We start from the raw sequence: 25847 nt of genomic DNA, 5'->3' as shown, positions 1-25847 counted from the left end.
CTCATGACGTCAGCTTCGGGGCCGGCCGCCGCGTGGCGGCCCGGCACACAGGATGGCGACCTGCTTCCATCCGGGCCGGCCGGCCGCCTGTCGACACCGTCCGGTAACGGCCACGGGCCGGAAACCGGCCCGCCCACCGTGACGATCGGCTCGTATCCGGACTATCCGGCCGCGCAGCGGGTCGTCGACTATCTGGCCGACAACCGCTTCCCGGTGGAGCACAGCGCCATCGTCGGCACCAACCTCACCCTGGTGGAGACGGTGCTCGGGCGGATGACCACCGGTCGAGCCGGCCTACTCGGCGCCGGCACCGGTGCCTGGTTCGGGCTCTTCATCGGCCTGCTGTTCGGCATCTTCACCGTCGGCAACTGGCTGGCGGTGATCCTCGTCGGGCTGGTCATCGGTGCGATCTGGGGTGCCGTTTTCGGTGCGGTAGCACACGCCATGACGGGTGGGCAGCGCGACTTCACCTCGGCCAGCTCACTACGTGCCGGCCAGTACGCGGTGACCGTCGACGCGCAGCTCGCCGACCAGGCCCGACAGCTGCTGGGTCGGATGCAGATGCCCAGCTCGACCACGAACGCCCGCTGAGCGACGATCGACCGGCCGTCCCGGCACCACGCCGGGACGGCCGTGCGCCGTGCGGCGCACACACCCCGCCGATCTTGCAGTTTCGGTCGCCGAGATGCGTTCGATGCCCGCTATGTCGAGGCAGTAATTGCAAGATCGCGGGGCGATGGTGCGTACGCCAGCTCGCCGGCCCGTAGCGGCACGTCCACGCGGTTCTCCGGGGGTGCCAGCGGGCAGGCCCAGCGGTCGTCGTACGCGCAGCTCGGGTTATAGAGGTAGTTGGCGTCCAGCCGGACCCGGTCGCCGGGCAGCAGCTCGACTCCCCGGCCGAAGGTGCCCTTCACGGTGTCGGTGAGGTACCGGCCGCCCCCGTAGGTCTCCCGCCCGCAGGTGCCGTCGCGCAGCGGTACGAACAGCCCACCCCCGTACGCCTCGATCCACCACAGGGTCAGCGGCCCCCACGGAGTCTCGGCCACGGCGACCCGCCGGTACGCGACCACCCCGTCGGGCCCGCCCGTGTCGATCCGCAGCTCACCGCTGGCCGGCCGCAGTGGCGCCTCCACCACGGCGTCCGGGTTGGCGGGGAAGTAGCGCACCCCGGAGAAGCCGGCCCGCTCCGTTGGGGGGATCGGACTCTGCGGGTGGGTGGAGAAGAGCTCGTCGCGGCCTGCCCGGAACCCAGTCAGGTCGACGTCGGACAGGTACAGCCGGGCCACCCGCTCCCGCCAGTCGACCAGCTCCAGATCATCCACGTTACCGAGCCTATGCCGTCGCGGTGTGGCACCTCAGCGTGGTGGCCAGTTGGTCAGGACGGCGTCGAGCGCGTCCAGGGTGCGGGACCACGAATCGTCCGTGGCGCGCGGGGTGTGGCGGAAGCCGCCGGTCTTCTCCAGGGTCACGAACCCGTGGAACGTGCTGTGCATCATCCGTACCGCGTCGGTCTGGTCGGGCTCGGAGAGCCGGTAGCCGCGCAGGATCGCCCGGGTCATCTCGGCGTGCCGGACGCCGGCGCTCGCGGCGGCCGTCTCCGGGTCGAGGTCGATCTGCATGGCGGCGTACCGACCCGGGTGCTGCCTCGCGTAGGCGCGGTACGCGTTGGCGAAGGCCACCAACGCGTCCTTGCCGGCGCGGCCGGCGAGCGCGGCGGCGACCCGGTCGGCCAGCTCCGCCAGAGCCAGCAGGGCGATCCGGACCCGCAGGTCCCGCGCGTTCCTGATGTGGAAGTACAGGCTCGCGTCCTTGACACCGAAGTGGCGCGCGAGCGCGGCGACGGTCACGTTCTCCACGCCCACCTCGTCGGCCAGGTCGGCCGCGACCAGGGTCAGGCGCTCGGCGGTAACCCCTGCACGTGCCATGCACCACACCCCAAAACCTAGCCGCAATAATCGTTTGCCTAGGAGAGCTAGGCTGCTACCTATGTTACAGCCGACCGAATCCGCCATCCGCAAGTCCTTCGTCAACTGCACCCAGGGCGAGGCGAAGCGGATGGCCGTACCGAATGATCTTGGTACGCGCCCCTGGGACGACCTCGACTTCTTCGGCTGGCGGGACCCGGCCGCACCGCAGCGGGCCTACCTGCTCGCCGAGTCCGACGGCAAGCTCGTCGGAGTAACGCTGCGGGCCGCGACGCACCAGATCGGGCGGGTGCGGCGCAGCATGTGCTCGCTCTGCCTGACCACGCACCTCGGCGACGGCGTCTCATTGATGACCGCCCGCAAGGCCGGGCCGAGTGGACGACAGGGCGACTCCGTGGGCACCTACATGTGCTCCGACCTGGCCTGCCCGCTCTATCTGCGGGGAAAGAAGCACGCCGGGCCGCCCATGCCCGACCCGCTGCCCCTGCCGGAGAGGATCGACCACGTGAGGGCCGCCCTCGCGGCGTTCCTCCGCAAGGTCAACGAGTGATCTGACGGTCGGTAGCCAGGCGCGCGTGCAGGTGCTCGTCGTAGCGCCGGCCGTCGCCGTACTGGTACGACTCGCGCAGCGTCCCCTCGGCGGGGAAACCGGCCCGGTCGGCGACGCGGCAGGAGGCCGGGTTGGCCACCGCGTGACACAACTCCACCCGGTGCAGCCGGAGGTCGGCGAACGCCCATTCGGTGAGCCGGACGACGGCGCGCACCGCCACCCCACGCCCGCGTGCCGCGGCCACCGTCCAGTAGCCGATGGAGCCGTCGCCGTCGTGGATGCCGTGCAGCGACACCGAGCCCAGCAGTTTGCCGTCGGCCGCCGAGGTCACCGCCATCGAGGCGTGGCTGCCGGAGGACCAGTCGGCCCGGCGGCGAATCCAGAGCAACGCGACCTCGTCGTCGATCGGGCCACCACCCTGCGGGTTCCACTGGGCGATCGCCTCATCGCGTAGGGCGTCGCGCACCGCCGGGGCGTCCTCGTCCCGCCAGGGGCGCAGCAACAGGTCGGCGGCGGCGAGCTCCACGTGTTCCACGAGGCCGGAGTCTGGCACATCGCGTCGCCACTTCGCCTCTGGATTAACACCGCTTTCCTTCAAAGCTGCACGATTTGGTTCCTCGGCGGCGAAGAAGTGACCCAGGCGACGCTCAACACCACTAGTTAAATTTTGAACTAGTGCTATCGTCGTGGACATGACCAAGAGCCTGGACAGCACCCGAGAGGCCGCATGGCGTGCCTACATCGAGGCCAGCCAGCGTCTCTTCACCCAGCTCGAAGAGGACCTGCGCGCCGACAGCGGTCTCAGCTTCGCCGACTACCACGTGCTGGTCCTGCTCTCCGAGGCGCCGGGGCAGCGGCTGCGGATGGGCGAGCTGGCCAGCCGGCTCATCTTCTCGCCCAGCCGACTCACGTACCAGATCTCCTCGATGCAGCGCCGCGGCATGGTCAGCAAGGAGCCCTGCCCGGACGACCGACGCGGCAGCGAGGCGGTGCTCACCGCCGCCGGGCTGCTCGCCCTACGGGAAGCCGCACCGCACCATCTGGCGTCGGTGCGTACCCACCTGATGGACGACCTCGACGATGCCGAGGTCGCCTGCCTCACCCGGGTCTTCGACCGGATCGGTGACCGCCTGCGGGCATCCCGGGGCCGGCTCGACCACCCACGCCACGAGCTAGGAGCCTTCGATGCCCGCGATCACCGTTGACGACGTTCTCGTCCTTCCCCGCCTGCCCCGGGTGGACGAGTCCACCACGTTCCGCCCGGTCCGCAAGGTGACCACCGCGCCCACCGGCTTCGAGGGTGAGGGCTTCCCGGTCCGTCGAGCCTTCGCCGGGGTGTCGACCACCGACCTGGACCCGTTCATCCACCTCGACCAGATGGGCGAGGTCGACTATGCGCCGGGCGAGCCGAGGGGCACCTCGTGGCATCCGCACCGCGGCTTCGAGACGGTCACGTACATCATCGACGGCATCTTCGACCACCAGGACTCGAACGGCGGTGGCGGCACCATCACCGACGGCGATACCCAATGGATGACGGCCGGCAGTGGGCTGTTGCACATCGAAGCGCCGCCGGAGCACCTGGTGGTGAGCGGTGGGCTCTTCCACGGCACTCAACTCTGGGTCAACCTGCCCCGCTCGGCCAAGATGAACCCGCCCCGCTACCAGGACATCCGGGGTGGGGAGTCCGCACTGCTCACCACGCCCGACGGCGGCGCGCTCATCCGGGTCATCGCCGGTGAGATCGCCGGGCACCGCGGCCCGGGTTCGACCTTCACCCCGATCACCATCACCCACGTCACCGTGCAGCCGGGGGCGCAGGTCGATCTGCCCTGGCAGCCCGACTTCAACGCCCTGGTGTACGTGCTCGGCGGTCGCGGCACGGTCGGCACCGACCGGCGGCCGGTGCGCACCGGACAGCTCGCGGTGCACGGTCCGGGTGACGCGCTGCGGTTCAGCGCCGACAGCGAGCAGGACAGCAACACTCCCGCGCTGGACCTCTACATCATGGGCGGCAAGCCGATCCGGGAGCCCGTGGCACAGTACGGCCCGTTCGTGATGAACACCCGGGACGAGCTGGTCCAGGCATTCGAGGACTTCCAGGCCGGCCGCCTCGGAGTGATCCCCACCGAGCGGCTGCCGCACACCGGCGGCCAGGGCGCCCGGCCCTGACCACGCTCGACCACTGAGATCGGCGCCGGCGCCTCCGGTTCACCCCGGGGGTGCCGGCGCCGCCTCAGGAGACCGCAAAGATGCCCGCGACCCCCAGAATCACCATCACCAACACCGCTACCAGCGCGCCCCGCTCGCTCTCCACCGCCGGCTCGCGGTACTCGGTCACGGGATTCGTCGTGTCGCGGGGCATGGTGTGGCCTCCTCGGCTGTTGTCGCATCGCTTCCGATGGCGTTGGCCAGGTCACGGGTCTGCTGGCCTGGCGTGCGGACCCGCGTCCGGGGTCCTACCGTGAGGACGTTGCCGACCTCAAGGAGGGCTGGACGTTGCCGTTGCAGGACTGGTTCCTCACCGCGCAGGAACGTGCCAACCCGGTGTCTGGGTTACCCGTCTGGACCACGGGAAACCTCGCTGAGCCGCTGATTCACGGTGCCGCGTACTTCGACCGGCTGGTCGACGAGGTGGAGGCGCTCGGGGACGGCGACCACCTGTTCTTCACCGACTGGCGGGGTGACCCGGACCAGCGGCTGCGCCCGAACGGCCCCACCGTGGCCCAACTCTTCGCCCAGGCCGCCCAACGCGGCGTGGTGGTCAAGGGGTTGATCTGGCGCTCACACCTCGACGTGCTGGCCTACAGCGAGGCGGAGAACCGCGACCTCAGCGAAACGATCTCAGCGGCCGGCGGCGAGGTGCTGCTCGACCAGCGGGTCCGGCGCGGCGGCTCGCACCACCAGAAACTCGTGGTGTTGCGGCACCCGGACGCACCGGAACGGGACATCGCGTTCGCCGGCGGGATCGACCTGTGCCACAGCCGCCGCGACGACGCCGCTCACCACGGCGACCCGCAGCCGGTGCAGATGTCCCCCCGGTACGGGCCCAACCCGCCCTGGCACGACGTGCAACTCGCGGTGCGCGGTCCGGTGGTCGGCGCGTTGGACACCCTGTTCCGGGAGCGCTGGACCGACCCGATGCCACTGGATTCGGAGAATCCGATGGCCTACCTGCGGGATCGGCTGCGTGGCGCGGACCTGCGCCCCGACCCGCTGCCCGAGCAACCAGCCGATCCGCCGCCCTGCGGCCCGCACCAGGTTCAGGTGCTACGCACCTATCCCGCGGTCCGTCCGCGGTACTCGTTCGCACCCGACGGCGAGCGGACCGTGGCCCGGGGTTACACCAAGGCCGTACGCCGCGCTCGGCGACTCATCTACCTGGAGGACCAGTACCTCTGGTCGGCGGAGGTGGCGGACCTGTTCGCGCACGCGCTGCGGGACAACCCGGAGTTGCACCTGATCGCCGTGGTGCCCCGGCACCCGGACGTGGACGGCAAGCTGGCGCTGCCGCCGAACATGGTCGGGCGCGAGCAGGCGCTGTCGCTGTGTGAGCGGGCCGCGCCGGACCGGGTGCATGTGCTCGATGTGGAGAACCACGCCGGCGACCCGGTCTACGTACACGCGAAGGTGTGCGTGGTCGACGACGTCTGGGCCAGTGTGGGCAGCGACAACCTGAACCGCCGATCCTGGACGCACGACAGCGAGTTGTCCTGCGCGGTGCTCGACGACACCCGCGACCTGCGGGAGCCCACCGACCCGGCAGGACAGGGCGACGGTGCGCGGACCTTCGCCCGGGACCTGCGACTCCGACTCTGGCGTGAGCACCTGGACCGTGACCCGGACGGCGCGGATGACGCCGACCTGCTCGACCCGGCGGACGCGATCGCGTCCGTCACGGCCGCAGCCGACGCGCTGCAACAGTGGTACGACGACGGCCAGGTGGGCGAGCGGCCGCCCGGACGGCTGCGCCCACACCGCCCGGAGCGTCTGCCGTGGTATACCCGCGCCTGGGCGCTGCCGGTGTACCGGCTGGTCTACGACCCGGACGGAAGGCCACTGCGAGCGAGGCTGGCCGGCACCTGGTGAATTGATCGGGCCGACTCCGGCGCGACGACGACCGGGTGCACGCTCAGCCCACCGGGGTAGGCGAACGAGGAGCGCGGCGAGTAGTAGCCGAAGCCGATGGTCAGCGGGTTGGCCGGGCGGAGCGCGTAGATCGGATGCTCGGGCTGGAGGAACTCCACCAACTCGATCTCGAACGGGGCTACCGGCTCGGCGACGAACGGGTAGACCGAGCTGAGGAACTGGCCGTCGCGGCGGGTGAAGTAGCGGTGGTGCCCGCTGCTGATCACGTGCCCGGTCTCGCCCACTCGACATCGCGCCCGGATCAACGGCACCCGGTCGATCTCCGTTTCGGAGGTCAGGGCCTCACCGCTGACCTCGATCCGGGTCCGGCCGGCGAGCACCGGGGCACCACGGGCGACCGCGTACTCACGAACCCGCCGACTGGAGGCGATGTAGTGGGTCCACCAGCCGCCCGGGTTGAGGCCGCCGGGTGCGTCGACGCCCAGCAACGAGACGCCCAGGTAGGTCAGTGAGTACGCGCCGAAGCCGGAGGTCTGCGTCTCGTCGTCGACGATGTACTGGTTGAGGAACACCTGGTGGTCGGGGCGGGGGCACAGCCCGGGTGGGACCAACGCGGCGACCGCGTCGGGATCCGCCGGCAACCAGCTGAAGTAGAGGGTACGACTGTTCACGACGAGCTGGGGAGCGGCTGGATCGAGCACGGTGCCTCCGAACCGGGTATGTACACGCGACGCTACGGCCGGTCCCGCCAGCGGGACAAGGACGGATAGTCGACACTGCTGCCCAGTTGTCGGATTTCATGTTGACCGCTCGGCGCGCGGCGGGGGCCGATCGGCCGAGCCGGGTGAATGACCGGGCGGCGAGGCATGCCCGGAAGGCAGGTAAGGATCCTCACAGCCACCTCGACTTCCGCCCCATTTGAACCTTTCATGGTTGAACACACCTTAAATCCATCAACCTTTCGGCTAGATTTCGGGGAGACGATCAGGTTAAGGTGACTCCCGAACGGCCGATAGCAAGCTAAACCAAAGCGTCACGTCTTTTTGTCCGCGGACGAGGTGCAGGGAGGACCACCCATGACCGCGCCAACGATCACCGAGCAGCCGAGCACCGCCGCCAAGGCGACCACCAAGCTCGACCCGCGCGCTCTCACCGACAGCGCCGCCGACCTGCTCAACGCCATGGCCGCGCTGCCCGCCAACCACCCGTCGCGTGCCGCACTGCGCGACCGGGCGATCGAGGCCTGGCTGCCGCTGGCCAACCACCTGGCCCACCGCTACAGCGGGCGCGGCGAGCCGACCGACGACCTGGCCCAGACCGCCGCGGTCGGCCTGATCAAGGCCATCGACAAGTTCGACCCGTCCCGCGGTGTCGACTTCGCCGGCTACGCGATCCCCACCATCATCGGCGAGCTCAAGCGGCACTTCCGTGACCGCACCTGGGACATCCGGGTGCCGCGCCGGCTCCAGGAGCTGCGGCTGGCCATCTCCGACGCCAACAGCTCGCTTCTGCAGACCCTTGGTCGCTCGCCGACGGTCGCCGACATCGCCGCCCACCTCAAGCTCACCGAGGAAGAGGTGCTGGAGGGCCTGGAGGGCGCCCGCGCGTACAACGCGGTGTCGCTGTCCACCCCGACGGGTGACGGCGAGCGCGCCACCGAGCTGGGCGACATGCTCGGCGGCGAGGACAGCGAGTTCGAGCTGGCCGAGCTGCGGGTCGCCCTCGGCCCGGCACTGGCCACCCTCGACGAGCGCGAGCAGAAGATCCTCACGCTGCGCTTCTACGGCAACCTGACCCAGTCGCAGATCGCCGACCAGATCGGTGTCTCGCAGATGCACGTCTCGCGGCTGCTGACCCGGGCGCTCACCAAGCTGCGCGGCCAGCTCGACGGCACGTACTAAGTAGTTCACGAAAGAAGGCCGGGTCTGCCGACCCGGCCTTCTTTCGTGTCCGCACTGTCACGTCAGCGTAACGGTTTGTCCACCAGGACGTACCGGCTGGGTCGCTCCGACCCGGCCAGTCCGGTCAGCGGCCGACCGGCTCCCGCCACATTGGCCAGAACGGCGTGCCATCCGGCACCCGGAACGGCTCGCCGGCCAGGTAACCGTGCTTCGCGTACAGATCCCGGCCCAGCGGGCTGCTCGCCTCCAGGTACGCCGGCATCCCGTTGGCGTCCAGCCAGGCGTGGTGGTGCCGCAAGAGCGCAGAGCCCAACCCCTGACCCTGCCGATCCGGCTGGGTGGCCAGGAAGGCCAGGTGGTGGTGATCCGGATGCGGGTGGTGCGCCGCGAACAGCTCATCGAGATGCTGGAACCGGTCGGTCCACTCGCCGCAGGCGGCGGCCAGTCGGGCGTCGTAGTCCGCCGGCGGCGGAGCCGGCTCGCCGACCGACGGGAACCAGACCGCGACCGAGGCCCGGTCCGCGGTGGCGTGGACGATGCCGTGCCGCATCGCGTGCTCGACCAGAATCTCGAAGTTTCCGGCCAGCACGGCCTCCCGCTTGCTCGCGTCGGGCACCAGCCATCGCGTCACCTCCAGAACGGTGAACGCCTCGGCGATCCGGGCAGCCACGAGGCTGGTCTCCTCCGGCCCGAGTTGCTCGATGACCACACTCATCGGGTCACCGTCGCATCGGCCGGCTCCTCCGCCTGGACGGCAGCAGCGGCGCTCGCCGCGCCGAGACCGATCCGGGCGTACGTGTCCGGGCGGCTGCTGCGCAGCACCAGTGCCCAGTTGACGCCCAGGGCGGCCACCACCGGGAACACGGCGGGCGCCGCCCAGCGCAGGGGGGAGTCGGGCGCGACGCCGAGCAGATTGGCGAAGTTCGACACGGCCAGCCAAATGATCACGAAGAGCGCGATGGTGGCCAGGACGGGTGCGATGACCCGCCGCCACAGCGTCTCGTCGCCGCCGGAACGGGCGAAGTAGGCGATCACCGCCACCGAGGTGGTGGCGATCAGCAGCAGCACGCCGAAGCCGCCGGTGGTGCCAACCCAGAAGAACAGCTTGACCACCGGATCCCAGCCGTTGACCGCGTACAGCAGGATGACCAGCAGGCCGAACACGCTCTGCGCCACCGAGGCGGCCTGTGGCGCGCCGCTGCGCGGCGAGGTCCGGCCGAACACGGCGGGCAGCACCCGCTCCCGGCCGAGCGCGAACGCGTAGCGGGCCGTGGTGTTGTGGAAGGAGATCATCGCGGCCAGCACCGAGGTCAGGAAGAGCACCTGGCCGATGGTGACCGCGGTGTCACCGAGGTGCGCCGCGGCCAGGTTGAAGATCAGCCCGACGCTCTGCTCGCCGGCCGCGCTGACGATCTGATCCGGTCCGACGGCGACCGCCATGGTCCAGGAGGAGAGCGCGTAAAGCGCGGCGACGATCACCACCGAGAGGTACGTGGCCAGCGGCACCGTCCGCTTCGGGTCCTTGCTCTCCTCGCTGAACACCACAGCGGACTCGAAGCCGACGAACCCGAGGACGGCCAGCACCAGCACCGCGCCGACCCCGGGCACGAAGAGGTTGTCCGGTGCGAACCCGGCGAAGCTGACCTCGCCGCCGGCCGGGTTGCCGAGCTGGCCCAGGTCGAAGATCAGGACCACCACGATCTCGGCGACCAGCAGCGCCGCCAGCACCCGGCCGTTGATGTCCACCCGCAGCAGGCCGAGTACGCCGACCAGTGCCCACGCCACCAGGGCGACGATCGACCAGTGCGGGTGCCCGCCGAAGATCCGGTCGAGCACCGGCTCGGCGGCCACGCCGATGGTGCCGTACAGCCCGACCTGGAGCGCGTTGTACGAGGTCAGCGCCACCCAGGCGGCGGCCACGCCAGCCGGTCGCCCCAGACCGCGGGAGACGTAGGCGTAGAAGGCGCCGGCGTTCTCCACCCGACGGGACATCGCCACGTAGCCCACCGAGAAGAGGGCGAGCACCGCGGCGACCACCAGGAAGGCCAGCGGGATGCCGGTCACGCCGATGACGCCGTAGCCGGTGGTGACGACGCCGGCCACCACGGTCAACGGCGCGGCGGCGGAGAGCACGAAGAAGATCACCGAGGGGATGCCGAGGCGGCCTCGGGCAAGAGATTCGGAGACGTTGCTGGGTCGGTCGACTGTCGATGTCGGGCGCATACGACTACTCCGGTCGTCGAGGGGAGGGTTAGGGGGTTACCGGGGGATCAGGGGAGGCCGCGCAGCACGGCGGCGCCGACGGCGGCCTCGGTGTGCCCGACGAGTTCCTTCAGGGGTGCCGGAAGCGCGGGGATGAGGACGTTGAGCCGGTGGTGCGCGCGGGGGCCGGCGCTCCAGAGCACCTCGCGGGTCAGCCCCGTGGCCACGACCAGGCCGAGCAGCAGAGCATCCGGCACGCTTGGCGGGTCCGGCCGTTCCAGCAGGGCCCGCAGCCGGGTGGCCGGCCAGGCCACCGCGTTGAGGTCGATCGGCAGGTAGCTGACCACGTTGCGCAGCAGCCGGCGGCTCTCCTGGCGGCGCAGCACCCCGGCACGGGCGAGCCGCTCCCCCACCGAGTTCGTCGCGCTCTGCGCCAGGAAGCTGAGCCACGTGCGCAGCTCCTGGTGCTGGGACTCGCCGATCAGCTGGTCGAGCACGGTGTGCGCCAGCGCGTCGGCCGGCGGGCGCCGGTCGATGACGGTGACCTGCCCGGCCGAGACGGTGATATGTCCATAGAGGATCAGCTCACCGAGCAGCCCGGCGGCCAACCCGAGCCCGGTCGCCGCCGGGTGCAGTTTGGCTTTGCCACGACTGTCGTTGTGCGCGATCAGAAAGAACTCGTCGGCGCTGAGCAACGGTCCTCCCGCACAGGTATGTCCACAGTGATCGCGACCGGGAAAGGATGCACCGACAGCTACTGCAATGCAACTCCCAGATTTGAAAGTTGCACTCCGTACAGGCGCGACCTGCGGATCTTGTCGTGGCAGACTCGGACGGTGACCGCCACCTCCACCAGCCGACCCGCCGCCAGCCCAACCGTGCGCCGTCGACGCATCGCCAGGGAGCTCCGCCAGCTCCGGGAACGCGCGGGCATGACCCTCGATGTGGCCGCCCGCCAGCTCGACATGTCGAAGAGCAATCTCTCCCGGATCGAGACCGCGCAGATCGGCATCAAACCGCGCGACGTCCGGGCGGCGCTCGCGCTGTACCAGGTGACCGGTCCGGACGCCGAGGCGCTGATCGAGATCGCCCGAGGGGCCCAGCAGCGCGGCTGGTGGCAGAACTACAGCGACGTGCTGCCCGAGTGGTTCGAGTTCTACGTCGGGCTGGAGGCCGAGGCGGCGGCACTGCGCACATACGAGGCCGAGTCGGTGCCCGGGCTGCTGCAGACCGAGGCGTACGCCCGGGAGATCTTCCGGCGCACCGCCGGCGAGGACGGCCTGGAGCGCAAGATCGCCGCCCGACTGCGCCGACAGGAGGTGCTGCGCCGCGACAACCCGGTCCAGTTATCGGTGGTACTCAATGAGGCGGTGCTGCTGCGCCCGGTCGGCGGCACCGCGGTGATGGCCGAACAGTTGACCCACATGAGTAAGATCGCGCAGTTACCCAACGTGACAATTCAGGTACTTCCATTCGCGGCTGGCGGGCATCCGGCGATGAGCACCCCGTACGTGATCATCAACTTCGCCGACGCCGCCGACGCGTCCGTGGTTTACCTGGATAACCTCACGATGGGACTGGCGCTGGAAGATGACGACCAGGTGCTCCGGTATAGCCTTCTGCACGAGGAGCTGTGCCGGATGGCGCTCGATCCAACGGAGTCGTTGACCCGTCTTGAGCATGCTTCTCGTAACTTTGCGTGACCGCGTCTGCGGCGCGCCGACGCAGACGAGAGGCACCGCGGATGACGGCGTACGACCTGACCCGAGCGGACTGGCGCACCAGCACGCGCAGCAGCGGCAACGGCAACTGCGTGGAGGTCGCGACAGCCGACGGTCAGGTCGCCGTCCGGGACAGCAAGGACCGCTCCGGCCCGGTGCTCGCCTTCGGCCCGGCGGCCTGGCGGTCCTTCGTGCTCGGCGTCGGCGAGGTCCGTCGCCACTGACGCACCCGCGCCGGTGCGAGACTGGGCCGTGCTCTCCGACGTAACCCTGGACCTGCCGGTACGCCCGGTGCTGCCGGCGCTGGTCGCGGCACTCGACGCGGCCGGTGCCGGCGTCCTGGTGGCCCCGCCGGGCACCGGCAAGACCACCCTCGCGCCGCTGGCCGTGGCCGACCGGGTGACCGGTCGGGTGGTGATCGCCCAACCTCGCCGGGTGGCGGCCCGCGCCGCTGCCCGGCGAATGGCCGAGCTGCTCGGCGAGCGCGTCGGCGAGCGCGTCGGCTACGCGGTCCGCGGCGAGCGCCGGGTCGGCCCGGCCACCCGCATCGAGGTGGTCACCACCGGCCTGTTGGTCCGACGGTTGCACCACGACCCGGAGCTGCCCGGCACCGGCGCCGTGCTGCTCGACGAGTGCCACGAACGGCAACTCGACGCCGACCTCGCGTTGGCCTTCACCGTGGAGGCGCGGGCCACCCTCCGACCGGACCTGTGGCTGCTCGCGATGTCCGCGACCCCGGACACCGACCGCTTCGCCGCGCTGCTCGGCGGGTCCGCCCCGGCCCCGGTGGTACGGGCCGACTCGGCGCTGCACCCGGTTCAGCGGATCTGGGCGCCGCCGGCGCGCCCGATCGCCCCGCCCGGGGCCGGACCGGTGGACCGGGCCCTGCTCGACCATGTGGCCGCCACCGTCCGTCGGGCGCTACGCGAGCACGACGGCGACGTGCTGGTCTTCCTGCCCGGTGCGGGCGAGATAGCGGCGGTCACCGGCCGGCTGACCGACCTGCGGGACACCGTCGCGCTGTTACCGCTGCACGGCCGTCAACGTGGCGCCGAGCAGGACGCGGCCCTGCGTCCCGCCGATCGACGCCGGGTCGTGCTGGCCACCGCGCTGGCCGAGACCAGCCTGACCGTCCCGGGCGTCCGGGTCGTGGTGGACGCCGGGCTGTCCCGGGTGCCCCGCATCGATCTGGCCCGCGGCCTGGGTGCGCTGGTCACCGTGCCGGTCTCCCGAGCCGCCGCCACCCAGCGGGCTGGCCGGGCCGGCCGGGAGGCCCCGGGTACGTCTATCGCTGCTGGTCGGCGGCGACCCACGAGCGGCTGCCTGCCCGGGCCGAGCCGGAGATCGCCACCGCCGACCTGACCGGCTTCGCGCTGGAGCTGGCCGCCTGGGGTCGGCCGGACGGCGTCGGGCTCGCGCTGCCCGACGCGCCACCGGCCGCCGCGATGACGGTGGCCCGGGACACCCTGCAAACCCTGGGCGCGGTCGACGCCGACGGTCGGATCACCGCGCGAGGGCGGGCGATCGCCGCCGCCGGCGCGCACCCACGGCTGGCACGGGCGCTGCTCGACGGCGCCGGTCGGGTCGGCGCCGACCGGGCTGCGGAGGTGGTCGCCCTGCTCGCCGAGGAGAGCGCGGTCGGCCCCGGTGACGACCTGGTCGCCGGCTGGCGCCGGTTGCGCACCGGCGTCGACCCGGGCGCGACCGCCCGCTGGCGCACCGAGGTACGCCGGCTGCGTGCCGCACTGCCGCCCGGTGCCGCACCGAAGGGCCGAGCCGACGCCGGTCGGCCCACCCGAGCCGACTCCACAGACCGCGCGGGCTCGGGTGGGTTGAGCGACGATCTCGCCGCCGGGCTGCTCGTCGGTCTGGCGTACCCGGAACGGTTGGCGCGGGTGCGGCGGACGGGCGGCTCGGCGTACCTCATGACTGGCGGGACCGCCGCGGAGCTGGCGGCCGGGTCGGGGCTGGCCGGGTCCGACTGGCTGGCGGTGGCTGTCGCGGACCGCACCCCCGGCGCGCCGTCGGCCCGGATCCGCCGGGCCTCGCCGCTGGACGAGGCGACGGCGCGGGAGGCGGCCGGCCCGCTGCTGCGCACGAGCCGCGAGGTCGGCTGGTCCGACGGGGACGTGGTGGCACGGGAGGTGACCCGGCTGGGTGCGATCGAGCTGGTCCAACGGCGACTGGACCGGCCGGACCGGGCGGAGGTGGCCGCGGCGTTGCTGACCGGTCTGCGCCAGGAAGGGTTGCCGCTGCTGCCCTGGACTCCGGCGGCGCGGGCACTGCGCGAGCGGCTCGCGTTCCTCCGGCACCACCTGGACGCCCCGTGGCCGGATGTGGGCGACGAGGCGTTGCTCGACGCCGCGCCGACCTGGCTGGGTCCGGAGCTTGCCGCCGCCCGGCGGCGGGCCGACCTGGCGCGGGTGGACGTGACGTCGGCGCTGCGCCGACTGCTGCCCTGGGCGCAGGCCGCCCGCCTGGACGAGCTGGCCCCGGAGCGGATCGAGGTGCCGAGTGGTTCTCGGATCCGGGTGGACTACACCGATCCGACCGCGCCGGTGCTCGCGGTGAAGCTTCAGGAGACGTTCGGCTGGGCGGCGGCCCCACGCGTCGGCGACGGGCGGGTGCCGGTGTTGCTGCACCTGCTCTCGCCCGCCGGCCGGCCGGTGGCGGTCACCGCCGATCTGGCGTCGTTCTGGCGTACCGGCTACCCGCAGGTCCGCTCCGAGTTGCGCGGGCGCTATCCCCGGCACCCGTGGCCGGAAGATCCGGGAACGGCGCCGCCCACCCGGCACGCCACGCCACGTCGGCGCTGAGCGTCGGGCTACTCCTCCACGACGTCGGCCACCACCACGGTGACGTTGTCCGGTGCGCCGGCGTGCAGTGCCAGATCGATCAGCTTGCCGGCGCAGGCGGCCCGGTCCGGATGACCGGTGAGCACCTCGGTGAGGGTGTCCGGGCGGACGACGTTGGACAGACCGTCGCTGCACAGCAGCCACCGGTCGCCGGCCCGGGGCACCATCGTCGCGTACGACGGGGAGACCTCCTCGCCCTGCAACGCCTGGGTGACCACCGCGCGGCGCGGGTGGCTGCTGGCCTGGTCCGCGGTGATCACACCCTGGTCCACCAACATCTGGACGAACGTGTCGTCCCGGGTGACCTGCTTGAGCACGCCCTCGCGGAACAGGTAGGCCCGGGAGTCGCCGACGTGCGCGAGGGCCAGGCAGCTGCCGGTACGGGCGAAGAGCAGGGCGGTCAGCGTGGTGCCCATCCCCTGGCGCTCGGGATCCTCGGCGACCGCATGCCGGATCCGGGAGGTGGCCAGCGCGATGCCACCCTCGAGCGCGGCCACCAGGGCGTCCTCGGGTGTCTCCACGTCCAGCGGGGCGAACGCGTCGATGGTGAGGGCGCTGGCCAGGTCACCGGCGGCCATCCCGCCCATGCCGTCGGCGACGGCGACGAGCCAGGTGCCGGCGTGCAGGGCGTCCTGGTTTCCGCTGCGGATCAGCCCACGGTCGCTCGTTCCCACGGAACGCAGCTTCAGGGTCATGGGAGGCAGCCTGCCAGGCGGAGGGCGCAGTTGTCTCTAGGAGATCAGGACCACGGCGCGTGGCGCGGCCAATCTCACGCCCACACGTCGGCGCGTCGTGGCGCACCCGCCGGGGCGGCCACCCTCGTCGGATGCCACAACCCATCCAACCAGATCAATTGACAGGGCGTACCGGCACTGGAAACATCGAGCCGACAACTGGGAGCGCTCCCAGGTGTCGGCACCCACCACCGCCCCCCTTTCCGTCCCGGAAGGACTCCCCGTGACGACATCCCGACGCCGCCTCCTCGTGGCCGCGGCGACCACCCTGGCCCTGACCGGCGCGGGCGCCGGCGCGGCCCACGCCGACCCACCACCGGACGCCCCCGAGCAGATCGACAACGGCGACTTCAGCGCCGGCGTGAGCCCCTGGTTCTCCTTCGGCACCGGCCCACTCGCGGTCACCGACGGCCGGCTCTGCACCACCGTCGCAGGCGGGCTCGCCAACCCGTGGGACGCCGGTATCGGCCAGGACGGCGTACCGCTGATCGCCGGCGCCGAATACACCCTCGGCTTCGCCGTCTCCGCCACCCCCGGCGCCGCGGTCAAGGCTGTACTGCAACTCGGCAGCGCCCCCTACACCACGTACGCCGCGGTGGACGCCGCCGCGACCGGCACCGCCCAGCGGGTCGAGCAGACCTTCACCGTCCCGGACGACAATCCCAACGCCCAACTGATCTTCCAGGTCGGTGGCGCCGCCGAGACGCAGACCATCTGCCTCGACGACGTGTCGCTGCGGGGCGGCGAACCACCCGAGCCGTACGAGCCGGACACCGGGCCACGGGTGCGGGTCAACCAGGTCGGCTACCTGCCCGGCGGGCCGAAGAACGCCACCGTGGTCACCGAGGCCACCGGGCCGCTGCCCTGGCAACTGCGTTCGGCCGGCGGCGCCGTCCTGGCCAGCGGCACCACCACCACGCGTGGCGTGGACGCCGCCTCCGGGCAGAACGTGCAGACCCTCGACTTCTCCAGCTACCGCACCCCCGGCAGCGGGCTGACCCTGACCGTGGACGGCGAGACCAGCCACCCGTTCGACATCTCCGGCACCCTCTACCACCAACTGCGCTCCGACTCGTTGCAGTTCTTCTACGCCCAGCGCAGCGGCATCGCCATCGACGGCGACCTCATCGGCGACGAGTACGCCCGACCCGCCGGGCACCTCGGCGTGGCACCCAACCAGGGCGACACCAGCGTCCCGTGCCAACCGGGCGTCTGCGACTACTCACTGGACGTACGCGGCGGCTGGTACGACGCCGGCGACCACGGCAAGTACGTGGTCAACGGCGGCATCGCCACCTACCAGTTGCTGAGCACCTTCGAGCGGACCAAGACGGCGGCCACCGCAGCCGGCGGCGCCGGACTGGCCGACAGCACGCTTCGGGTGCCCGAGCGCGGCAACGCCGTACCGGACATCCTCGACGAGGCCCGCTGGGAGCTGGAGTTCCTGCTGCGTATGCAGGTGCCGGCCGGCAAGCCGCTCGCCGGCATGGTCCACCACAAGATCCACGACCGGAACTGGACGGGTCTGCCGCTCGCCCCGCACGACGACCCGCAGCCACGCGAGCTGCACCCGCCGTCGACCGCGGCCACCCTCAACCTGGCCGCCACCGCCGCCCAGTGCGCGCGGCTCTACGCCCCCTACGACGCGGCGTTCGCGGCCCGCTGCGCCACCGCCGCGAAGACCGCCTACACCGCCGCCAAGGCCCACCCCGCGGTGTACGCCAGCCCCAACGACAGCACCGGCGGCGGCGCGTACGACGACACCGCCGTCACCGACGAGTTCTACTGGGCGGCGGTCGAGCTGTACCTGAGCACCGGGGCGCAGAACTACCTGACCGACCTGACCGCCTCGCCGCACCACACCGGCGACGTGTTCGACCCGCGGGGCTTCGGTTGGCAGAGCACGGCCGCGCTCGGCCGCCTCGACCTGGCCACCGTGCCGAACGGGCTGCCCGCCGCCGATCTCGCCCGGGTCCGCGCCTCGGTGACGGCGGCTGCCGACGCGTACCTCGCCGAGCTGCGCCGGCAGGCGTACGGGCTGCCGATGCCCGGGGACGCCAACAGCTACTTCTGGGGTGGCAACAGCAACGTCATCAACAACGCCGTCGTGCTGGCCACCGCCTTCGACCTGACCCGCGACGCCACCTACCGCGACGGTGCCGTGCAGGCGATGGACTACCTGCTCGGCCGCAACGCGCTGAACATCTCCTACGTCACGGGCTGGGGAGAACACGCGGCGCAGAACCAGCACAGCCGGATCTTCGGCCACCAGCTCGACCCGACCCTGCCCCGACCGCCCGCCGGCTCCCTCGCCGGTGGCCCGAACGCGGCCCTCCAGGATCCGTTCGCGGCGCAACTGCTCGCCGGCTGCGCCCCGATGTTCTGCTACGTCGACGACATCAACTCGTACGCCACCAACGAGGTGGCCATCAACTGGAACTCGGCGCTGGCGTGGATCTCCTCGTTCCTGGCCGACCAGGGTGACGCCGGCGCGGTGCCGGCCACCACCTGTTCGGTGCGCTACAGCAACTACGGCACCTGGCAGGGCGGCACCGGGTTCACCGGGCAGCTGACCATCCACAACACGGGTGCCACGACCGTCAACGGCTGGAGCGTGCGGTTCGCTTTCACCGGCGACCAGCGCGTCCGTGAGGCCTGGCTGGCGAAGGTCACCCAGGCCGGCGCGACGGTGACCGCACGCAACGAGTCGTACAACGCCCGGATCGCACCCGGCGGCACGGTGACGTTCGGCTTCAACGCGACCACCGCGGGCGGGGCCAACCCCGACCCGGGCCTGATCACGGTCAACGGGGCGGCCTGTTCGCTCTCCTGACCGACTCTCGGCAAAGCTGGTGGCCTTCCAGAGATGGGAGGCCACCAGCTCGGGTGGACCTGCGCACCTACCATCGCGAGCATGGATGGTCGACTGTGGATCCTGGTCGGGGCGGCAGCCCTGCTGGTCACCGCGCTGTTGGTCTTCGTACTGCGAAGGCGTCGTATCCCGGCCAGCGGACCCGACGAGACGATGCGCCGAGCCCGCCAAGCGATCAGGGAGAGCGGGCACCACCAGCGCCGCCTGCGCCGCGGCAGCCTGCGCGGCAAGGGTTACGGCGGCGACGACGGGCAGGCCAGCAACGCTGGCGTCACCAGCGACTCAGGCGGCATGCCATGAAGCCCGAGACCAACCGGATCCCGGGAACGCGCAGCGGGCATGGCGCCGTTCTCGCGTGCACGCTTTGAGGCGGGGCCAGGGATCGGTGTGACCGGCCTCGCGTCGTTCGGGACCGCCAACGTCGTCCGGCCTGCCTACCGTCGGCATCATGACTGTCATCGGGGGCACGGTCGATCGGGACACCGAGGGTGAACGGCTCGTCGACGTCTCATCGGCCCTACCTACCGCGCGTTGATGCGGGGCCTGTCGCCGCTGCCGCCGCCCGGGCGGCTACGCACCCTCTCCCTCGCCACGCTGGCGAACACCGTCGGTTCAGGACTGTGGCTGACCGGCGCAGCTCTCTATCTCACCCGGGACGTGGGGCTCTCCGCCGTCCAGGTGGGCACCGGGCTCAGCGTCGCAGGGCTGGTCGGGTTGACCGCCAGCGTGCCGCTCGGCGGCCTGGCCGACCGGCGCGACCCGCGTACGCTGCGAGTCGTCCTGCAGGTGCTCCAGGCGGTGGTTGCCGCAACGTACCTTGTGGTCGACTCGTTCCCGGTGTTCCTGCTCGTCGCGGTGCTCGAACTGCTGCTGGCCTCCGGCAACCTCGCGGTCCGCGCCGCGCTGGTCGCCGCCGTCGCCGGCCCGCAGGGGCGGGTGCACGCCTTTGCCACGCTGCGGGCGGTGGCGAACCTGGGCATCGCGGTCGGGGCGGGGCTGGCCGGGTTCGCGCTGGCAGCCGACACGCACCTGGCGTACCAGATCCTGGTGGCCGGCAACGCGGCCACCTATCTGGTGTCGGCGGCGCTGCTGTTGCGGCTGCCGGCCTTTCCGCCGACCTTGCGTCCCCCGACGGCCGCTGCCCTCCCTCGGGGGCGGCCGCTGCGTGACGGTCGTTTCCTCGCGGTGAGCGGCGCGTCGGCGGTGCTCCTCCTCCACCAGACGGTGCTCACGCTGGTGGTGCCACTGTGGGCGGTGACCCAGATCGGCGCGCCCCCGCCCGTCGTGTCGGCGGTGCTGCTGACCAACACGCTGCTCACCGTGCTGCTGGCGGTGCGGCTGAGCCGGGGCGCGGACACCGCGGCCCCGGCGGCCCGGCAGATGCGCCGGGCCGGCCTGGTGCTGGCCGCCGCGATGCTGCTGTACGCGGTCACCGCCAGCCTGCCCACCACCGCAGCGGTCGGGCTCCTGCTTGTCGCCACCGTCGTCTACACCGTTGGCGACCTGTGGCACAGCACCGCCGGGGCGGGACTCGCCTACGATCTCGCTCCGCCGGACGCGGTCGGCGCCTACCAGGGAGCGGACGGAATGCTCGCCGTGTTGGCCCGCGCCGCCGCCCCGGCCCTGCTGACGCTGGTGGTCCTCGACGGTGGGGTGCCCGGCTGGCTGGCCGTCGGCGGGCTCTTCGCCGTGGTGGGCCTGGCCAGCCCGGCGCTGACCCGGTGGGCGCTGGCCACCCGTCCGGGGTGTAGCAGCATGGTGGCATGACCGAGGAGCAGAGCATCACCATTCGCCCCGGTGGTCCCGACGACGCCAAGACCGTGCTGCGGCTACTCGACGGCGCGACAGCCTGGCTGGCGGCGCGCGGTCGAACCGGTCAGTGGGGCACCGAGCCGGCGTCGACGGATCCGCGCCGGATCGCCCAGGCCGACGGCTGGGCCTCGGGCGGCGGCCTGCACCTGGCGATGCGCGCCGACCGCCCGGTCGGTGCTCTGGTGGTCGGCGCCGCCACCGACGAGGTGCCCCCGGCCACCGAGCCGGAGCTCTACGTGCGGCTGCTGGTCACCGACCGGGAGCACGCCGGCCTGGGGATCGGGGCGCGGCTGCTGGAGCACGCCGGGGAACTGGCCCGGTCGCGAGGGCTGGGTCTGCTCCGGGTGGACTGCTACGGCGGCGACGATCGGGCGCTGGTCCGCTTCTACGAGGGCTGCGGCTTCACCGCCACCGACTCGTTCACGCTCGCGCGACCGGGACGCGACCCGTGGCCCGGGCAGTTGCTCATCCATCGGCTCGGCTGAGTGCTCGCCCGGACGCTGACGCCGGGCCGTCACCAGTCGTCGGGACCGTCAGCCGATCTCCTCGTCGACGTAACACCAACGCCAGGTCTCGCCCGGCTGCACCGAACGGATCACCGGGTGGCCGGTGGACTCGAAGTGCTTCGTGGCGTGCTGGTACGGCGACGAGTCGCAGCAACCGACGTGCCCGCAGCTCAGGCAGGCCCGCAGGTGCACCCAGTCGGCGTTGCCGATGGCGACGCAGTCGGGGCATTCCTCGGTGGTGCGCGGCTCGACCGCGTCCGCCTCGGTCAGGTGCTGACAGCTCACTTCTCGACCTCCCGCAGCAACGACTCCTCCAGGTCCAGGTCACGATAGGCCCGCACCAACACCTCCTCGGGGATCCGACCGGAGTCCCGGGCAGCCCGGAACACATCCCGCTCGGCGTCGATCATTTCTTGTCGTAGCCGACCGTACGCCTGGGACGGCGTTTCCCGCTCAGTGCCACCGAGCCGCTCCCAGGCCAGGTTGTTGCGGTCCTCCAGCGCACGGCGCAGCCGGTCCACCACCGCCGCGGGGGCGCTCTCGGCCAGCTTGTCGAGGCGATCCTGGGCGGCCCTGCTGGCCTGTTGCTGCACCCCGGCGGCCGACAGCGCGTCCTGCACCGGGTCGTCCTGGGGCAGCTTCAGCCGGCGGGCGACCAGCGGCAGGGTGGCACCCTGACCGACCAGGGTGACCACGATCACCGCGAAGGCCAGCCAGATGAACAGGGCCCGGGGGTACGGCTTGTCGTCGGCCAGGGTCAGTGGCAGGGCCAGCGCGGCGGCCAGCGTCACCACGCCCCGCATCCCGGCCCAGCCGATGATGATCGGGAACTTCGGTGACGGCCTGGCGTCCCGGCGCCGGACCCTTGGGACCAACCGGGCCAGGTAGGTGGCCGGGAAGAGCCAGATGAACCGGGTCAGGAGGACGGTGGCGAGCACCGCGAAGGTGATCATGATGAGCGAACCGGCCGGCTCGTCGAGGTCTCGCAGCACCTCCCGCAGTTGGAGCCCGACCAGCAGGAAGACCAGCCCCTCCAGCAGGAACCGGACCAGCCGCCAGAACGCGCCGACCTGCAACCTGGACGCCGCCGACAGCAGCTGCGGCAGCTTGTGGCCGAGCACCAGACCGGTGACGACCACCGCCACCACACCCGAGGCGTGCACCGCCTCGGCGGTGAACACCACCGCGAACGGGATGATCAACGACAGGGCGTTGTCGAGCAACGGGTCAGTGATCCGCCGGTGCAGGTAGCCGAAGACCAGTGCGCCGAGCGCCCCGATCAGGATGCCACCGCCGGTGGCCCGCAACACCTCGATGGCGACCTCGGCGGTGCCGACCGCCGAGCCGATGGTGGCCATCGTCGCGACCCGCAGCAGCACCAGCGCGGTGGCGTCGTTGACCAGGCTCTCCCCCTCCAGGATGGTGACCACCCGGCGGGGCAGGCCAACCCGCCGGGCGACCGCCGTGGCCGCCACGGCGTCGGGCGGGGCGACCACCGCGCCGAGGGCCAGGCAGATCGCGAACGGCAACTGCGGCAGCAGCAGGTGCAGCACGAACCCGACCACGAACGCGGTGAACAGCACCAGGCCGACGGCGAGCAGCAGGATCGGCCGGATGTTGTTCTTGAACGCCGGCACCGAGGTTTCCAGCGCGGCGACGTAGAGCAGCGGCGGCAGGATGCCGATCAGCACCAGCTCCGGGTCGAGCTCCACGTGCGGGACGCCCGGCACGAAGGAGAGCCCCAGACCGAGGATGACCAGCAGGATCGGCGCGAGCAGGCCGAGCCTGCGGGCCAGCGCGGCGCCCAGGGTGGCGATCGCCAGGAAGACGACGACCGGAAACAGGCTTTCCATGGGGTACGAGCCTAGGGGTCCGCCGATCCGGACCTCGATCAGCCAGTCGTGCGCAGTTTCGGCAGCACCTCCGCGCCGAACGCGTCGATGAACCCGCGCTGCTCCTGCCCGACGTGGTGCAGGGCGATCTGGTCGAAGCCCAACTCCACGTACTCCTCCAGCCAGCCGACGTGCCGGCCCAGGTCGGCCGAGATGTTCACCACCTCAGCGATCCGCTGCTTCGGAACGTCGGAGGAGACCACGTCGAAGTGCTCGACCGTTTCCAGATCCCAGCAGACCGGCGGGGCGAAGACGTTGCTGCGCCACTGGTCGTACGCGAGCGCCTCGGCCTGCGCCTGCTCCGGCGCCCAGGAGACGTGCACCTGCAGGTGCAGCGGCCCGCGCCCGCCGGCGTCCCGGTACGCGTCGATCATCTCGCGTAGGTGCTCCACCGGGGCGTTCACGGTGATCAGGCCGTCCGCCCATTCGGCGCACCAACGGGCGGTGGCCACGCTGACGGCGGCGCCGACCAGCGCGGGAGGCTGCTCGGGGCGAGTCCAGAGCCGGGCGCGATCCACGCGTACCAGGCCGTCGTGGCTGACCTCCTCGCCGGCCAGCAGCGCCCGGATCACGTCCACGCACTCCCGGAGCCGGGCGGCGCGTACGTCCTTGCGCGGCCACGGGTCGCCGGTGATGTGCTCGTTGCTGGCCTCGCCGGTGCCCAGCGCCGCCCAGAACCGGCCCGGGTACATCGCGCCGAGGGTGCCGATCGCCTGCGCGATGATCGCCGGGTGGTACCGCTGGCCTGGTGCGTTGACCACGCCGAACGGCATGCCGGTGGCCTGCAGCGCGGAACCCAGCCAGGACCAGGCGAAGCCGGACTCGCCCTGCCGGGCGCTCCACGGGGAGAAGTGGTCGGAGCACATGGCGGCGTCGAAGCCGGCCCGCTCGGCGTGTATCACCGCCTCCAACAGGGCGCGCGGACCAATCTGCTCATGCGAGGCGTGGAACCCGAACGACGTCATGGGCACACCTCCTACCCACGACGGCGCCGGCTGACGCGTGCCGCGCCCCGAACTATTCGGCGTGCGCGCCCGCGCCGGCCGAGGCGGCGCCTTCGCCCACCCAGACCGTCTTGGTGTTGCAGAACTCCCGCATGCCCAGCGCGGACAGCTCCCGCCCGTAGCCGGAGTTCTTCACACCGCCGAAGGGCAACTCCGGGTAGGACGTCGTCATCCCGTTGATGAAGACGTTGCCCGCGTCCAGGTCGGTGGCGAAGCGCTCCTGCTCGGCCTCGTCTCGCGTCCAGGCGTTCGAGCCGAGCCCGAAACTGGTGCCGTTGGCGACCTCGATCGCCTCCTCGTACGACGACACCCGGAAGAGGCCGGCGACCGGGCCGAAGACCTCCTCGGACCACATCCGCATCTGCGGGGTGAGGTCGGTGACCACGGTCGGCGGGTAGAACCAGCCGTCGCCGGGCGGCGGCTCGCCGCCGCACAGCACGGTCGCGCCGCTGTCCGCCGCGTCGCGGACCTGGGCGTGCACCTCGTCACGGCCACGCTCACTGGCCAGCGGTCCCACGTCGGTGTTCGGGTCCATCGGGTCGCCGACCCGCAGTGCGGCCATGTTCGCGGCGAACTTCTCGGCGAAGGCGTCGAACACGTCGGTGTGCACGATGAACCGCTTCGCGGCGATGCAGGACTGGCCGTTGTTCTGGCAGCGGGCGGTGGTGGCCACCTCCGCGGCCCGATCCACGTCGGCCGAGGGCATCACCACGAAGGGGTCGCTGCCGCCGAGTTCGAGGACGGTCTTCTTCAGCTCCCGCCCGGCGATCTGGGCGATGGACCGACCGGCGGGCTCACTGCCGGTGAGCGTGGCGGCGCGCACGCGGGGGTCGCTGAGGATCCGCTCGACGGCGTCCGAGCCGACCAGCACGGTGGTGAAGGCCCCCTCGGGGAAGCCGGCCCGGCGGAACACGTCCTCCAGCAGGAGCGCGGTCTGCGGCACGTTGGAGGCGTGCTTGAGCAGACCGGTGTTGCCGGCCATCAGCGCTGGTGCGGCGAAGCGCATCACCTGCCAGAGCGGGAAGTTCCACGGCATCACCGCGAGCACGACACCGATCGGCTGGTAGCGGATGAACGCGCGGGTCGCCTTGACCGCGTCGGCGTCGGCCGGCTCGTCGGCGAGGAATGCCGGTGCCTTGTCCGCGTAGAAGCGGGCGGCCGCGGCGCACTTGGTCACCTCGGCCTGCGCCGAGACGTACGTCTTGCCCATCTCCGTGGTCATGATCCGGGCGATCTCGTCCCGCTCGGCGTCCAGCAGGTCGGCCGCGGCGTTCATCCACCGGGCGCGCTGGTCGACGGTGGTCTCCCGCAGCTGTCGGTAGGCGAGGTCGGTGCGCTCGATGGCAGCGTCGAGTTGCTCGGTGGACATCGCCTCATAGGTCTTGAGCACCTGACCGGTGGCGGGGTTGGTGGTGGCGATGTGGGGCATCTCGTCCTCCTGTCACTCGAACAACGAGTGCTTGACGCCCGGCTCCTCGCGGTGGCGGGCGGCGCGGCGGCGCTGGATCACGACCAGGTCGACCACGGCGACCACGGCGAGGATCGCGCAGATTACGCCGAGCCAGGCGATGCCGGCCCAGAACGCCAGCACCGCGAAGAGCACCATGATCACCAGCCCGAAGCTGGCCAGGGTGAGCCGGAGGTTCAGCGCGCTGTTCGCGTGGCCGACCGTGCCACGGGCGCGCCGGGGCTGCGATCTCGTCATACTCCCCGACCTACCCCCGATCGGACGGGTTAACCGGCGCCGCGCGCTCGCACACCCTTCGGCGCGGTGTGCTCTGGCA

The 25847-nt window shown here is 71.6% G+C and carries 26 protein-coding genes and 1 pseudogene; 13 read left to right on the top strand and 14 right to left on the bottom strand.

Annotation, left to right across the window (positions count from 1 at the left end; genetic code table 11):
- The first annotated feature begins 3 nt into the window (after positions 1–3).
- Positions 4–591 (top strand): general stress protein, encoded by a 588-nt coding sequence (locus PCA76_RS11230; protein WP_272617305.1) that lies wholly within the window; start codon positions 4–6, stop codon positions 589–591.
- Between the two features lie 110 nt (positions 592–701).
- On the opposite strand, the gene PCA76_RS11225 is transcribed toward PCA76_RS11230, so the two are convergent.
- Both PCA76_RS11225 and PCA76_RS11220 read right to left on the bottom strand, forming a co-directional pair.
- Positions 702–1322, bottom strand: a complete 621-nt coding sequence (locus PCA76_RS11225) for a DUF1684 domain-containing protein (RefSeq protein WP_272617303.1) — start codon at positions 1320–1322, stop codon at positions 702–704.
- A 33-nt stretch (positions 1323–1355) separates the two neighbouring features.
- Entirely contained in the window at positions 1356–1925 is a 570-nt protein-coding gene (locus tag PCA76_RS11220; protein WP_272617301.1) for a TetR/AcrR family transcriptional regulator, read from the bottom strand.
- A gap of 61 nt (positions 1926–1986) precedes the next feature.
- On the opposite strand from PCA76_RS11220, the gene PCA76_RS11215 reads away from it, so the two are divergent.
- Positions 1987–2475: an FBP domain-containing protein gene (locus PCA76_RS11215; protein ID WP_272617299.1), complete on the top strand. Its 489-nt coding sequence runs from the start codon at positions 1987–1989 to the stop codon at positions 2473–2475.
- On the opposite strand, the gene PCA76_RS11210 is transcribed toward PCA76_RS11215, so the two are convergent.
- Positions 2465–3010 (bottom strand): GNAT family N-acetyltransferase, encoded by a 546-nt coding sequence (locus PCA76_RS11210; protein ID WP_272617297.1) that lies wholly within the window; start codon positions 3008–3010, stop codon positions 2465–2467. The genes PCA76_RS11215 and PCA76_RS11210 overlap by 11 nt on opposite strands.
- A 157-nt stretch (positions 3011–3167) precedes the next feature.
- Between PCA76_RS11210 and PCA76_RS11205 the strand changes: the two genes are divergently transcribed.
- Both PCA76_RS11205 and PCA76_RS11200 read left to right on the top strand, forming a co-directional pair.
- The gene (locus tag PCA76_RS11205; RefSeq protein ID WP_272617295.1) at positions 3168–3680 is read left to right on the top strand and encodes a MarR family winged helix-turn-helix transcriptional regulator; all 513 of its coding nucleotides are present in this window, start codon (positions 3168–3170) and stop codon (positions 3678–3680) included.
- Positions 3661–4647 carry a pirin family protein gene (locus tag PCA76_RS11200; protein ID WP_272617293.1) on the top strand — a complete coding sequence of 329 codons (987 nt, stop codon included), beginning with the start codon at positions 3661–3663 and terminating at the stop codon, positions 4645–4647. The genes PCA76_RS11205 and PCA76_RS11200 overlap by 20 nt, the downstream gene beginning before the upstream one ends.
- Before the next feature lie 64 nt (positions 4648–4711).
- Here PCA76_RS11200 and PCA76_RS11195 read toward each other — a convergent pair whose 3' ends face one another.
- A complete protein-coding gene (locus tag PCA76_RS11195) occupies positions 4712–4840 on the bottom strand; it encodes a hypothetical protein (protein ID WP_255508778.1) in 129 nt (42 codons plus the stop codon).
- A gap of 134 nt (positions 4841–4974) precedes the next feature.
- Between PCA76_RS11195 and PCA76_RS11190 the strand changes: the two genes are divergently transcribed.
- The gene (locus PCA76_RS11190; RefSeq protein ID WP_272617289.1) at positions 4975–6564 is read left to right on the top strand and encodes a phospholipase D family protein; all 1590 of its coding nucleotides are present in this window, start codon (positions 4975–4977) and stop codon (positions 6562–6564) included.
- Here PCA76_RS11190 and PCA76_RS11185 read toward each other — a convergent pair.
- Positions 6513–7265, bottom strand: coding sequence for a hypothetical protein (locus tag PCA76_RS11185; protein WP_272617287.1), 753 nt, complete (start codon positions 7263–7265; stop codon positions 6513–6515). The genes PCA76_RS11190 and PCA76_RS11185 overlap by 52 nt on opposite strands.
- 375 nt (positions 7266–7640) lie before the next feature.
- On the opposite strand from PCA76_RS11185, the gene PCA76_RS11180 reads away from it, so the two are divergent.
- On the top strand, positions 7641–8465 hold the full coding sequence (locus PCA76_RS11180) for a SigB/SigF/SigG family RNA polymerase sigma factor (protein WP_272617285.1): 825 nt from the start codon (positions 7641–7643) through the stop codon (positions 8463–8465).
- A 124-nt stretch (positions 8466–8589) separates the two neighbouring features.
- On the opposite strand, the gene PCA76_RS11175 is transcribed toward PCA76_RS11180, so the two are convergent.
- Genes PCA76_RS11175 through PCA76_RS11165 form a run of 3 tightly spaced genes read right to left on the bottom strand, consistent with a single transcriptional unit; the run spans position 8590 to position 11362 of the window.
- The gene (locus tag PCA76_RS11175; RefSeq protein WP_272617283.1) at positions 8590–9180 is read right to left on the bottom strand and encodes a GNAT family N-acetyltransferase; all 591 of its coding nucleotides are present in this window, start codon (positions 9178–9180) and stop codon (positions 8590–8592) included.
- Complete coding sequence (locus tag PCA76_RS11170) at positions 9177–10688, bottom strand: APC family permease (RefSeq protein ID WP_272617281.1); 1512 nt, start codon at positions 10686–10688, stop codon at positions 9177–9179. The genes PCA76_RS11175 and PCA76_RS11170 overlap by 4 nt, the downstream gene beginning before the upstream one ends.
- A gap of 47 nt (positions 10689–10735) precedes the next feature.
- Positions 10736–11362 (bottom strand): GOLPH3/VPS74 family protein, encoded by a 627-nt coding sequence (locus PCA76_RS11165; protein ID WP_272617279.1) that lies wholly within the window; start codon positions 11360–11362, stop codon positions 10736–10738.
- Between the two features lie 183 nt (positions 11363–11545).
- Between PCA76_RS11165 and PCA76_RS11160 the strand changes: the two genes are divergently transcribed.
- The 3 genes and pseudogenes from PCA76_RS11160 (at position 11546) to hrpB (ending at position 15204) form a co-directional block, all read left to right on the top strand.
- The gene (locus PCA76_RS11160; protein WP_272619308.1) at positions 11546–12370 is read left to right on the top strand and encodes a helix-turn-helix domain-containing protein; all 825 of its coding nucleotides are present in this window, start codon (positions 11546–11548) and stop codon (positions 12368–12370) included.
- Between the two features lie 41 nt (positions 12371–12411).
- A complete protein-coding gene (locus tag PCA76_RS11155) occupies positions 12412–12612 on the top strand; it encodes a DUF397 domain-containing protein (RefSeq protein ID WP_272617277.1) in 201 nt (66 codons plus the stop codon).
- A gap of 28 nt (positions 12613–12640) precedes the next feature.
- A pseudogene (gene hrpB / locus PCA76_RS11150) lies at positions 12641–15204 on the top strand (ATP-dependent helicase HrpB).
- Between the two features lie 8 nt (positions 15205–15212).
- Here hrpB and PCA76_RS11145 read toward each other — a convergent pair.
- Complete coding sequence (locus PCA76_RS11145) at positions 15213–15938, bottom strand: PP2C family protein-serine/threonine phosphatase (RefSeq protein WP_272617275.1); 726 nt, start codon at positions 15936–15938, stop codon at positions 15213–15215.
- Between the two features lie 262 nt (positions 15939–16200).
- Here PCA76_RS11145 and PCA76_RS11140 point away from each other — a divergent pair, with 262 nt between their 5' ends.
- The 4 genes from PCA76_RS11140 to PCA76_RS11125 all read left to right on the top strand — a co-directional run bounded on the left by PCA76_RS11140 (position 16201) and on the right by PCA76_RS11125 (position 21146).
- The gene (locus tag PCA76_RS11140; protein WP_272617273.1) at positions 16201–18810 is read left to right on the top strand and encodes a glycoside hydrolase family 9 protein; all 2610 of its coding nucleotides are present in this window, start codon (positions 16201–16203) and stop codon (positions 18808–18810) included.
- An 81-nt stretch (positions 18811–18891) separates the two neighbouring features.
- Complete coding sequence (locus tag PCA76_RS11135) at positions 18892–19149, top strand: hypothetical protein (RefSeq protein WP_272617270.1); 258 nt, start codon at positions 18892–18894, stop codon at positions 19147–19149.
- Positions 19150–19383: 234 nt separating this feature from the next.
- On the top strand, positions 19384–20616 hold the full coding sequence (locus PCA76_RS11130; protein WP_272617268.1) for an MFS transporter: 1233 nt from the start codon (positions 19384–19386) through the stop codon (positions 20614–20616).
- Positions 20613–21146 carry a GNAT family N-acetyltransferase gene (locus tag PCA76_RS11125; protein ID WP_272617266.1) on the top strand — a complete coding sequence of 178 codons (534 nt, stop codon included), beginning with the start codon at positions 20613–20615 and terminating at the stop codon, positions 21144–21146. Before PCA76_RS11130 ends, PCA76_RS11125 begins: the two co-directional genes overlap by 4 nt.
- 48 nt (positions 21147–21194) lie before the next feature.
- Here the strand turns inward: PCA76_RS11125 and PCA76_RS11120 are convergent, their stop codons facing one another.
- The 5 genes from PCA76_RS11120 to PCA76_RS11100 are packed head-to-tail and all read right to left on the bottom strand — an operon-like array spanning position 21195 to position 25768.
- Positions 21195–21452, bottom strand: coding sequence for a UBP-type zinc finger domain-containing protein (locus PCA76_RS11120; protein ID WP_272617264.1), 258 nt, complete (start codon positions 21450–21452; stop codon positions 21195–21197).
- Positions 21449–23020 carry a Na+/H+ antiporter gene (locus PCA76_RS11115; RefSeq protein ID WP_272617262.1) on the bottom strand — a complete coding sequence of 524 codons (1572 nt, stop codon included), beginning with the start codon at positions 23018–23020 and terminating at the stop codon, positions 21449–21451. The genes PCA76_RS11120 and PCA76_RS11115 overlap by 4 nt, the downstream gene beginning before the upstream one ends.
- Positions 23021–23058: 38 nt before the next feature.
- Positions 23059–24024: a TIGR03885 family FMN-dependent LLM class oxidoreductase gene (locus PCA76_RS11110; RefSeq protein WP_272617260.1), complete on the bottom strand. Its 966-nt coding sequence runs from the start codon at positions 24022–24024 to the stop codon at positions 23059–23061.
- Between the two features lie 52 nt (positions 24025–24076).
- Positions 24077–25492, bottom strand: a complete 1416-nt coding sequence (locus tag PCA76_RS11105) for an NADP-dependent succinic semialdehyde dehydrogenase (RefSeq protein ID WP_272617258.1) — start codon at positions 25490–25492, stop codon at positions 24077–24079.
- A 12-nt stretch (positions 25493–25504) separates the two neighbouring features.
- Complete coding sequence (locus PCA76_RS11100) at positions 25505–25768, bottom strand: DUF6343 family protein (protein ID WP_272617256.1); 264 nt, start codon at positions 25766–25768, stop codon at positions 25505–25507.
- Between the last annotated feature and the right edge of the window lie 79 nt (positions 25769–25847).

Origin of the sequence: Micromonospora sp. LH3U1 (assembly GCF_028475105.1) — a bacterium.
GTDB lineage: Bacteria > Actinomycetota > Actinomycetes > Mycobacteriales > Micromonosporaceae > Micromonospora.
Note: the sequence above shows the minus strand (reverse complement) of the source record. Positions and strands in the feature narration are given on the sequence as shown.

Coding starts and splice junctions, on each gene's coding strand:
- PCA76_RS11220 (WP_272617301.1), bottom strand. CDS start 1,925: ATGGCACGTGCAGGGGTTACCGCCGAGCGCCTGACCCTGGTCGCGGCC.
- PCA76_RS11175 (WP_272617283.1), bottom strand. CDS start 9,180: ATGAGTGTGGTCATCGAGCAACTCGGGCCGGAGGAGACCAGCCTCGTG.
- PCA76_RS11180 (WP_272617285.1), top strand. CDS start 7,641: ATGACCGCGCCAACGATCACCGAGCAGCCGAGCACCGCCGCCAAGGCG.
- PCA76_RS11130 (WP_272617268.1), top strand. CDS start 19,384: ATGCGGGGCCTGTCGCCGCTGCCGCCGCCCGGGCGGCTACGCACCCTC.
- PCA76_RS11110 (WP_272617260.1), bottom strand. CDS start 24,024: ATGACGTCGTTCGGGTTCCACGCCTCGCATGAGCAGATTGGTCCGCGC.
- PCA76_RS11135 (WP_272617270.1), top strand. CDS start 18,892: ATGGATGGTCGACTGTGGATCCTGGTCGGGGCGGCAGCCCTGCTGGTC.
- PCA76_RS11195 (WP_255508778.1), bottom strand. CDS start 4,840: ATGCCCCGCGACACGACGAATCCCGTGACCGAGTACCGCGAGCCGGCG.
- PCA76_RS11170 (WP_272617281.1), bottom strand. CDS start 10,688: ATGCGCCCGACATCGACAGTCGACCGACCCAGCAACGTCTCCGAATCT.
- PCA76_RS11100 (WP_272617256.1), bottom strand. CDS start 25,768: ATGACGAGATCGCAGCCCCGGCGCGCCCGTGGCACGGTCGGCCACGCG.
- PCA76_RS11205 (WP_272617295.1), top strand. CDS start 3,168: ATGACCAAGAGCCTGGACAGCACCCGAGAGGCCGCATGGCGTGCCTAC.
- PCA76_RS11125 (WP_272617266.1), top strand. CDS start 20,613: ATGACCGAGGAGCAGAGCATCACCATTCGCCCCGGTGGTCCCGACGAC.
- PCA76_RS11145 (WP_272617275.1), bottom strand. CDS start 15,938: ATGACCCTGAAGCTGCGTTCCGTGGGAACGAGCGACCGTGGGCTGATC.
- PCA76_RS11230 (WP_272617305.1), top strand. CDS start 4: ATGACGTCAGCTTCGGGGCCGGCCGCCGCGTGGCGGCCCGGCACACAG.
- PCA76_RS11105 (WP_272617258.1), bottom strand. CDS start 25,492: ATGCCCCACATCGCCACCACCAACCCCGCCACCGGTCAGGTGCTCAAG.
- PCA76_RS11215 (WP_272617299.1), top strand. CDS start 1,987: ATGTTACAGCCGACCGAATCCGCCATCCGCAAGTCCTTCGTCAACTGC.
- PCA76_RS11155 (WP_272617277.1), top strand. CDS start 12,412: ATGACGGCGTACGACCTGACCCGAGCGGACTGGCGCACCAGCACGCGC.
- PCA76_RS11115 (WP_272617262.1), bottom strand. CDS start 23,020: ATGGAAAGCCTGTTTCCGGTCGTCGTCTTCCTGGCGATCGCCACCCTG.
- PCA76_RS11200 (WP_272617293.1), top strand. CDS start 3,661: ATGCCCGCGATCACCGTTGACGACGTTCTCGTCCTTCCCCGCCTGCCC.